This window comes from Staphylococcus croceilyticus (assembly GCF_002902575.1).
Taxonomy (GTDB): Bacteria; Bacillota; Bacilli; order Staphylococcales; family Staphylococcaceae; genus Staphylococcus; species Staphylococcus croceilyticus.
Genome location: NZ_PPRD01000083.1, coordinates 1 through 8,392 on the forward strand (window position 1 = coordinate 1; position 8,392 = coordinate 8,392).

Here is an 8,392-nt window from a genome sequence, read left to right on the forward strand (position 1 = left end):
TAATATTATAGAGATATTTGCGCTCTTTTTATACAAAAAATGCGGTTAATGAAACAATCAATTTGTTTCATCAACCGCATTTCTCATAAAACCCAGAAATTTGACTATTAGATAGTGCTTCATAAAATGTTAATCATGATTTACTTTGACAATTCTTGTATATTTAAGAAATTGTGTTGAATATTTAAGTTTAATATCTTCAAGACGTTCATAAGTGACACCAATTATATGCCAATTTGGATTGAAGTGATAAAATGAATCTTTATTACGAGACCATTTCACCATATTTCCATCTTTATTATATCTAGGTAATGTAACTTCATACCCTTCTAAGACATTAATATACGTCTGGAAGACATCTGGATCAATTCTATTGAAATTATCGATTACTAAATAACTTTTATCATTTTTAGGCATCAACTGCGTGATAAAACCTTCACGATAATATAAAGCTCCTGATTCATTAGGTAAATATTTCCCGTATAACATATCTTCAGTAAAATCAGGATGTCCACTTGTAATTACAGGATTAGCATTTGTTTTTTGTAGTAAATTATTAGCTGCTTTTAGTCCTTCTTCACGTTTATCTACAACTAAAAGAATAAATGGTTTAATCGTTTCTTCATTCGTATTTGCAGCAAATTCAGTTTTACGTATTGTTTCAAATGGTGATTTAATACCATCATTTTCACTCATTTCCAATATTGCGTCATATTGAGTTTGACTTAAACTGGCAATAGCTTGTTTAGCATTTTCTTGTAAGAAATATAGATTCTTTAATTTAGGATGCTTGTTTAACGCACCTAAAGTGACAGGAGTAATATTCTTTTCATAATAAATTTCAATAGCTGTACTATTTGTACGACCGGCAATTGGAGGTTTCTCATGAATATGACGAGAAACTTCTCCTATCCCAACTACAGATTGTTCTTTATTTTTATTATAAAAAATAAGATTATCTCCAACTTCTAACTGATTATAAAAATGATAACCATTACGTTTGATACCATTATATGTATGTGTATAGATAGTATAATATTCGTCAGGTTCAAATGTTTCAGTTTCAGATAAGAAGAAGTAACGAGAAAGTTTTTCTTGTCCCTTACCTAAAGCGATGATTAAATCATATTCATCTTTTGTTAATTGGTTGATTAGCGTTTCACGCATATTGTTCATACGAAACTCTAAGGCTTCACTACGTTTTAAGTAGTCTGTAGTTAATGGTTTTAATTCTTCATTAAACTCAAATTCTACTCTTATTTTACTTTGTGCTCCTGTTTGAACACTAATAATTTCTCCAATTCCTAACAATCCAGTATCTGTTTGGACTTGGTAAAAAATCACTTGATCTCCTGGTTTCGCTTTTTTGAATGCACGAAAACCTTGAGTTGGATTAAATTGTGCCCCTGATTCAAATAAAGTGGTTTGCCCTACTAAAGGCTCATTATGATTCCATCTCGTATAACCACAATTAAGCCAAAAGTAATTTACTTCTTCTGTCATCGAGAATCTCCTTTAATTTTAATTTAGTTAAATAATTAAGTAGTTGTATATTAAAAATTAGACTTTTGTTAAAGTTGCTTTATTTTTGAAAAAATTAAATATTAATATATTGATAGTTGGATAGTAGTCTTTTTATTACATTATTCTATCATATTTTAGTTGTTTAATAATCTGTTTATCAACAAGTTTTAATCATTTTCAATGAATGAAAGTTATTCCTTTGAAGTCTATCTTGTTGTAACTATTTTATATCAAAAAAATAGAACAAGAATCTATAATTTTATAGCTATGACGCAAATTATAAATTCTTGTTCTCATAATTATTGCACAACTAATAAACTACCTAAAAGTGGCATAATATTAATCATAATGCCACCTAATTTTAACATTGCGCTTAAATTTTTATCTTTAATTGTTAAAATAGCACTAATTATTCCTACAATTGATACTAATCTAGGAATGGCAAGAGAAGGATAATGAGGTATATTGAAGAATATACCTACACCTGATATTACGCCACAAATTAAAGATATGTATAGAAATTGTTTCATAAAAACACTCCTAGACTAATTTCACTATTAAAATAGTATGCACTATATATAACTGATAATTAAAGTAAAATTACCTTCAAACACACTATCTAAATCTTCAGAAGTTAAAATAAAATTGGAACCTTTTTCTAACTTAAAGATTTCTCCATCTGTAATTATACTTCCTTCGCCTTCTAATACTGATACTAAACAAAATTCTCTAGGCTTCATATAGTTTAACGTCCCACTAACTTCCCATTTCACCATTGTAAAGAAATCATTTGAAACGATATGACTACATTTATGATTCTCAATTATTTCATTTTCTGGAATCACACTAGGTATTTCTGGTAAAAACTGTGAGACATCCAATGCTTTTTGAATTTCAAGTTGGGTTTCATCATTACGCTTTCTATTATAATCATATACACGATAAGAAATGTCAGAAGATTGCATTGTCTCATAAGCTGTAATTCCTGCTCCAATAGAATGAATCGTTCCAGCTGGAATGAAATAAAATTCACCAGGTTTCACTTTAACTTTTCTTAAATTGTCTAATAACGTATCGCTTTCAATTGCATGTTGAAGTTCTTCTTTAGTTTCAAGTGTTGTTCCAAGTATAATTTCTGCATCTTCCTCAGCATCAATAATATACCAACATTCTGATTTACCATATTGTCCATTTTCAAATTCATATGCATAAGCATCATCAGGATGCACATGAATAGATAACGGCGCTTTCGCATCTACAATCTTACATAGAAGTGGAAAGTCTTTACTTGGAAATTCCCCAAACAATTCTCTATGATCATTCCACACTTGGTCTAATGTTTGACCAGCATAAGGCCCATTAAGAATAATATTACGTCCATTCGGATGTGCTGAAATCCCCCAACACTCTCCTGTATATTCGCTCGGTATTTCGTAGTTGAATTGACGTAATTGGTTACCGCCCCAAACTTTTTCATGAAAAATAGGCTTTAAAAATAATGGCATCATTACACCCCCTAAAAACCTACTTATTACGTGGCTTAGTTATTTATAAAATCGTATCCAGAATTTAATATGTATAGCAAATATTTCTATGAATATGAGAGAAATATTTAATTCAAACTATTGAATAAAAAATGTAATTTAAAAAATCACTTATGTATTTATTATATCAATTTTGAAGTACTTTTAATAGAAATTCTTTAAACAATAAAAATAAGGGGGAAGTAGAACAGAAATTAAAATAAATTTCATCGTATCCCCAGCTTGCTTAGTTTGTAGACTTTCTTTTCGAAAGTCTCTGTGCTGGGGCCCCGTTCCCCAGCTTGCTTAGTTTGTAGACTTTCTTTTCGAAAGTCTCTGTGCTGGGGGGGCGGCTACCAGTCAGTTACTGCCAATATATTAATGAAGGCTGAGACATTTAATTAGTGTCCCAGCCCCTTAACTCTATAAAATGCTTACTTAAAATAACGATTTATTGGAAACGAGATAATGCATCTTGGATAGATTGATTACCAGTAATAATTTGGAATTCTTGATTTTGATATTTACCTTCAGAAGTTACCACTTCTTTTAATACTGTTGCTACATCTTCACGTGGAATGACGCCTCTACCGTCAAAGTATAAGTCCGCTTCGATTTGGCCAGTTCCTTCTTCGTCTTTTAAACCACCTGGATGTACAATTGTATAAGTCACACCAGATTCTCTTAAGTGATTGTCTGCATAGTGTTTAGCGATAGTGTATGGTTTTAAATCGCCACTAGGATCAAAGGCTTCACGTCTTGAGTCGTAAGTAGATACCATGACAAAATGTTTAATATTTGCTTTTTTACTAGCTTCAATCGCTTTAACAGCACCATCTAAATCAACGATGATTGTCTTATCAGCGCCAGTGCTACCACCAGACCCCACTGAAAAGATAACTTTATCAAATTCATTAAATTTTTCTGTTAATTCATCAATGCTATCTTTTTCAACATCTACTAAAGTAGCTTCAATATTTTGTTCTTTTAATGATGATACTTGTTCTTCTTTACGCACACCAGCTGTAAATGTAACATTATCATCTTTCAATTGTTGAACTAATTTAGAACCTACGCCACCATTTGCGCCAATAACTAAAATACTCATAAAAACTCGTCCTCCTAAATGGAATGTTTATATTTAATGCATACCACTCTATGTGATTAACAAAACTTTAATATCTAATTTGACATATTAGTAAGGAGATAATATATTAATATATGAAAATACATTCATATATTAATATGTAAGGCGTGATATTATGACTGCTCATTTTTCAGAGTATGTAACAGAAAATAAAGATAATGAAGTGACATTAACTAGAGTAACTGAAATATTTAAAGCGTTGAGTGATTATAATAGATTAATGATTATGGAACTACTACAAGAAGGCGAAGCAAGCGTGGGACACATTACGCATACTTTAAATTTATCACAATCAAATGTGTCACATCAGTTAAAGATTTTAAAACAAGCGCATCTTGTTAAGTCTTCTAGACAAGGTCAGTCTATGATTTACTCAATTGATGATCAACATGTTTCTACTTTATTAAAACAAGCAATCCATCATGCTCAACATCCAAGAGGTGAACATTAATATGGCAAACCATTCTCATTCTCATGCACATGCGCATAGCCACGTGCATACAAACAATAAAAAAATCTTAGCGATTTCATTCATTATTATTGGTCTCTTTATGGTAATCGAAATTATAGGCGGTTTTATTGCTAATAGTCTAGCCCTACTCTCTGATGGGCTACATATGTTTAGCGATACTGTGTCGCTCGGAGTGGCTTTAGTGGCTTTCATTTACGCAGAGAAAAATGCTACTACTACTAAAACATTTGGTTATAAACGGTTCGAAGTTCTAGCTGCTCTATTTAATGGAATAACTTTATTCGTTATTAGTATCATTATTATTGTTGAAGCGATCAAAAGATTTTTCGCACCACCTGAAGTACAGTCTACTGAAATGTTTATTATTAGTGTAGTCGGATTAATTGTAAATATTATAGTAGCTATTATCATGTTCAGAGGTGGCGATACGTCACATAATTTAAATATGCGAGGCGCGTTTATACATGTATTAGGTGACTTACTAGGTTCAGTTGGTGCTATTGTTGCCGCTATTCTTATTTGGGCTTTTAATTTTACTATCGCTGATCCTATTGCAAGTATCCTTGTATCTCTATTAATTTTAAAAAGTGCATATGGCATTACCCTTTCATCTTTAAATATTTTAATGGAAGGTACACCAAGTGATGTAGATTTAGAGAAAGTTATCTCAGCTATTACATCACACAACGATATTCAAAATGTTCACGACTATCATGTTTGGACAATTTCAAATGATATGAATGCATTAAGTTGTCATGCTGTAGTTAGCGAATCTCTCACTGTTGAAAAATGCGAACAAATACTTGAAGAGATAGAACACGATTTGAGTCATTTAAATATTCAACATATGACCATTCAACTTGAAACACCTAAACATAAACATGATGATTCTATACTATGTTCAGGTTTACACCAGGAACATGACCCCCATCATTCTCACGACCATTAGTTAATAAATTAATAGCCGAGTGGCGATACACGTCGTATTGTCACTCGGCTTAATTTATACTTATAAAAATTGATCAAAAATAAGTTGTTGTGCTGGTACTTTCTTTTCCTTAAATCCTTGTAGGAATTCTTCATTATCATACGCTAATTTTACTCTTTCTATTGAGCATCTATTTTCCGTAATTGTTACAATGCCATAAACTGTATTAGCGCCATTGTTAAGACCTACTGAGCCAGGGTTAAAATAAATTGTTTCATTGTCATCATATAAATGTAATTGATGATTATGACCAAATGCTATAAAATCTGCTTCTTTATCTTTAAATAGCGCTTTGATGCTTTCTTTTTCATTATTTACTATAGGACTGAAAGGTTGTTCATCAATTCTTGTTTCAAATTTATCATTTTCAATTTCATAATGAATAAAGAGGAATTTTTTCCCACAAATAGTAGTTTCAATTCGTCTAGGAAGTAAATTTAATTGGTCAAAGTAGTCTTCATCCATATGACTTTCAATCCACTGATGATGTTCATAAAATTTATCTCTCAAATCCTCAGGGTAAGGTGTGTTATTTACTAGCGACATTACCGCTTCATCATGATTTCCAGCAATAATTTCCATATCGTCACGATCAAATATGGTATCTAAAACTTTGTTAGTTTCATGACCAATGCCAATGTTGTCACCGAGGTTATAAATTTTATCAATATCGCCTCTATTGTCAATATCATCTAAAACAGTTTGTAGCGCATCAAAGTTGCCATGTACATCAGTAATAATCGCAAATTTCATAGTTTATTCTCCCTTCAAATTTAATCATTAGAACATTTTAACACTTAATATTTAAATTTGTTAGATATTAATTTAAAAAACTCGTAAATTTTGATATTGTGTTTATATTACAGTAAAGGAGTGCTTATATTGTTTAACTATCATAGTTTGGCATTAAAAAATGCTAAATCGCAAATTTTAAAAACTATTCTATTTAGTATAGTTAGTTTTCTAATTGTATTTGCGATTTTTGTTGTTGCTAGAACGTTCTTTATTCAATCATTTATGCAAATGCAATTAGCAGCACAATTTCAACAATCAACTGGTTCATCATTATTTGTAATGATTCTAACACTTGTTTTAGGATTGCTTTTCTTTATATTAGCAGGTTATCAATTACTTGCTGGTGCTTTTAATGTAATGGCAAAAGCAATAAAACGAGAAAACATTAGTTTTTCAGATTTGTTTTTTGCCTTTAAAAAAGGAAAATATATCAAAAGTATTATTTTAGCTTTACTTTCAATTGTGTTATATATCATTATGTATTTAATCACAATGGGCTTAAACTTCTTATTTAATAAAGCTTTAAACCCATTACTTACTTCATTGCAACAATCAGTAAGTACTTCTGATCATGCAATTGGTATTTTATTAACTGTACAAATTATATTTATTATAATTATGGGAATAATCTTATCATTAGTTTATTGGTTCTTCTTTATTTGGATGATTAATTCTACACTATCATTATCACAAAATAACGGATTAAGTGCGATAAACCACTTTAAAGAAGGCTTTAAAGGCATTAAAAATGGTAATAAAACTTGGTTAAAATTCTTTATAGCAATTATTTTAATCAATTTAGTCATTATCATTATTTCTCAGCCATTAGCTACTTTAATCTCAATATCAACAGCTAATATGTCACAAAAAGCTGCACAAGTGATTATGGTTATTGCTGAAGTTATTATTTTAGTGTTACGTTTTGTGCTTTATTTCATAATTCTCATGGGTATTGTTCAATATTTCTTAAAACGAGGAGAAAAACTAGACAAACCCCGTAAAAAGAAAAAATTAGATAAAGCTGAGAAAAAACAAAAAACACCTAATAATGCTTCATTAAATAATGAAGCAAAAGAATCTACAAGTGTTAATGATAAAATTAAAAATCAATCTGAAGTAGTCACAGACAAGGTTAACCAACAATCAGATAAAAAATAACATATATATTTATTAATAATCATCGGCTCATTTTCCGCCGATGATTTTTTATTACTCTATTTCAAGAATTTTTCTTCTAAATATAATGCTGCCCCATCTTCTTCATTTGTTAATGACGTCACATCATCTGTTAATTCTTTAATTTCTGGACGTGCATTTCTCATGGCAACACAATATCCACCAAAATCAAACATAGCTCTGTCATTATCGCTATCACCAATAACAAGTGTTTCCTCTTGTTTAATATTAAAATGTTCAATCATCTCTTTAATACCTGTACCTTTATCAATGTTATAGGCCATCGTCTCAGCATTAAATCTTGATGAATTAGACACACTAATATTTAATAATACTTTATTTTGAATTAATTCATCTCTAAAGTTTGTAATTTTATTTAAGTTATCACTGAATAAGTAAATTTTAGCAAATTGATCTTCTACAATTTCTTCTTGCCAGTCAATCTTTCCTGCCATAGCATCTCGACGTGATTTCCATTCACTTTCACTTACATTATTAGGAGGTGTATCTCCTTTAATCATTTCATCCATCCATTGTTTATCTTCTTTTAAAGCAATACGCATTTTATCAAATGGAAATACTTCATAATAAATATGTTGCTGTTGAGCTAAGCTCACAATTTTTTTAACACTATCTGTTAATAAACTATGTTGGAATAAGTTTTTATCATCTATTTCCCCACTAGTGCCATTTGAACTAATAATACCGTCTACTTTAAACCCTTGAGGTACTAAGTTTTCAATTTCAGAATATGAACGGCCTGTAGC

The 8,392-nt window shown here is 30.3% G+C and carries 9 protein-coding genes; 3 read left to right on the forward strand and 6 right to left on the reverse strand.

Annotation, left to right across the window (positions count from 1 at the left end):
• Positions 1-129: 129 nt before the first annotated feature.
• The 4 genes from CD128_RS09600 to CD128_RS09615 form a co-directional block, all read right to left on the reverse strand.
• Complete coding sequence (locus CD128_RS09600; protein WP_103329704.1) at positions 130-1,503, reverse strand: EVE domain-containing protein; 1,374 nt, start codon at positions 1,501-1,503, stop codon at positions 130-132.
• Positions 1,504-1,823: 320 nt separating this feature from the next.
• Positions 1,824-2,054: a hypothetical protein gene (locus tag CD128_RS09605; RefSeq protein WP_103329705.1), complete on the reverse strand. Its 231-nt coding sequence runs from the start codon at positions 2,052-2,054 to the stop codon at positions 1,824-1,826.
• Positions 2,055-2,096: 42 nt separating this feature from the next.
• Positions 2,097-3,029 (reverse strand): type I phosphomannose isomerase catalytic subunit, encoded by a 933-nt coding sequence (locus CD128_RS09610; RefSeq protein WP_103329706.1) that lies wholly within the window; start codon positions 3,027-3,029, stop codon positions 2,097-2,099.
• Positions 3,030-3,498: 469 nt separating this feature from the next.
• Entirely contained in the window at positions 3,499-4,155 is a 657-nt protein-coding gene (locus CD128_RS09615; protein ID WP_103329707.1) for an SDR family oxidoreductase, read from the reverse strand.
• 154 nt (positions 4,156-4,309) lie between these two features.
• Here CD128_RS09615 and CD128_RS09620 point away from each other — a divergent pair, with 154 nt between their 5' ends.
• Both CD128_RS09620 and czrB read left to right on the forward strand, forming a co-directional pair.
• Complete coding sequence (locus tag CD128_RS09620) at positions 4,310-4,645, forward strand: ArsR/SmtB family transcription factor (protein WP_103329708.1); 336 nt, start codon at positions 4,310-4,312, stop codon at positions 4,643-4,645.
• Between the two features lies 1 nt (position 4,646).
• Complete coding sequence (gene czrB, locus CD128_RS09625) at positions 4,647-5,615, forward strand: CDF family zinc efflux transporter CzrB (protein WP_103329709.1); 969 nt, start codon at positions 4,647-4,649, stop codon at positions 5,613-5,615.
• 60 nt (positions 5,616-5,675) lie between these two features.
• Here the strand turns inward: czrB and CD128_RS09630 are convergent, their stop codons facing one another.
• Positions 5,676-6,407 (reverse strand): metallophosphoesterase family protein, encoded by a 732-nt coding sequence (locus CD128_RS09630; protein WP_103329710.1) that lies wholly within the window; start codon positions 6,405-6,407, stop codon positions 5,676-5,678.
• Positions 6,408-6,536: 129 nt separating this feature from the next.
• On the opposite strand from CD128_RS09630, the gene CD128_RS09635 reads away from it, so the two are divergent.
• Positions 6,537-7,607 carry a lytic transglycosylase gene (locus CD128_RS09635; RefSeq protein WP_103329711.1) on the forward strand — a complete coding sequence of 357 codons (1,071 nt, stop codon included), beginning with the start codon at positions 6,537-6,539 and terminating at the stop codon, positions 7,605-7,607.
• Positions 7,608-7,663: 56 nt separating this feature from the next.
• Here CD128_RS09635 and CD128_RS09640 read toward each other — a convergent pair.
• The coding region (locus CD128_RS09640) for an HAD-IIB family hydrolase (RefSeq protein WP_103329712.1) at positions 7,664-8,392 on the reverse strand (729 nt) is incomplete at its 5' end.

Excerpts from the sequence above, each read along its gene's own strand:
- CD128_RS09610 (WP_103329706.1), bottom strand. The coding sequence starts at position 3,029 with ATGCCATTATTTTTAAAGCCTATTTTTCATGAAAAAGTTTGGGGCGGT.
- CD128_RS09615 (WP_103329707.1), bottom strand. The coding sequence starts at position 4,155 with ATGAGTATTTTAGTTATTGGCGCAAATGGTGGCGTAGGTTCTAAATTA.
- CD128_RS09605 (WP_103329705.1), bottom strand. The coding sequence starts at position 2,054 with ATGAAACAATTTCTATACATATCTTTAATTTGTGGCGTAATATCAGGT.
- CD128_RS09620 (WP_103329708.1), top strand. The coding sequence starts at position 4,310 with ATGACTGCTCATTTTTCAGAGTATGTAACAGAAAATAAAGATAATGAA.
- czrB (WP_103329709.1), top strand. The coding sequence starts at position 4,647 with ATGGCAAACCATTCTCATTCTCATGCACATGCGCATAGCCACGTGCAT.
- CD128_RS09600 (WP_103329704.1), bottom strand. The coding sequence starts at position 1,503 with ATGACAGAAGAAGTAAATTACTTTTGGCTTAATTGTGGTTATACGAGA.
- CD128_RS09630 (WP_103329710.1), bottom strand. The coding sequence starts at position 6,407 with ATGAAATTTGCGATTATTACTGATGTACATGGCAACTTTGATGCGCTA.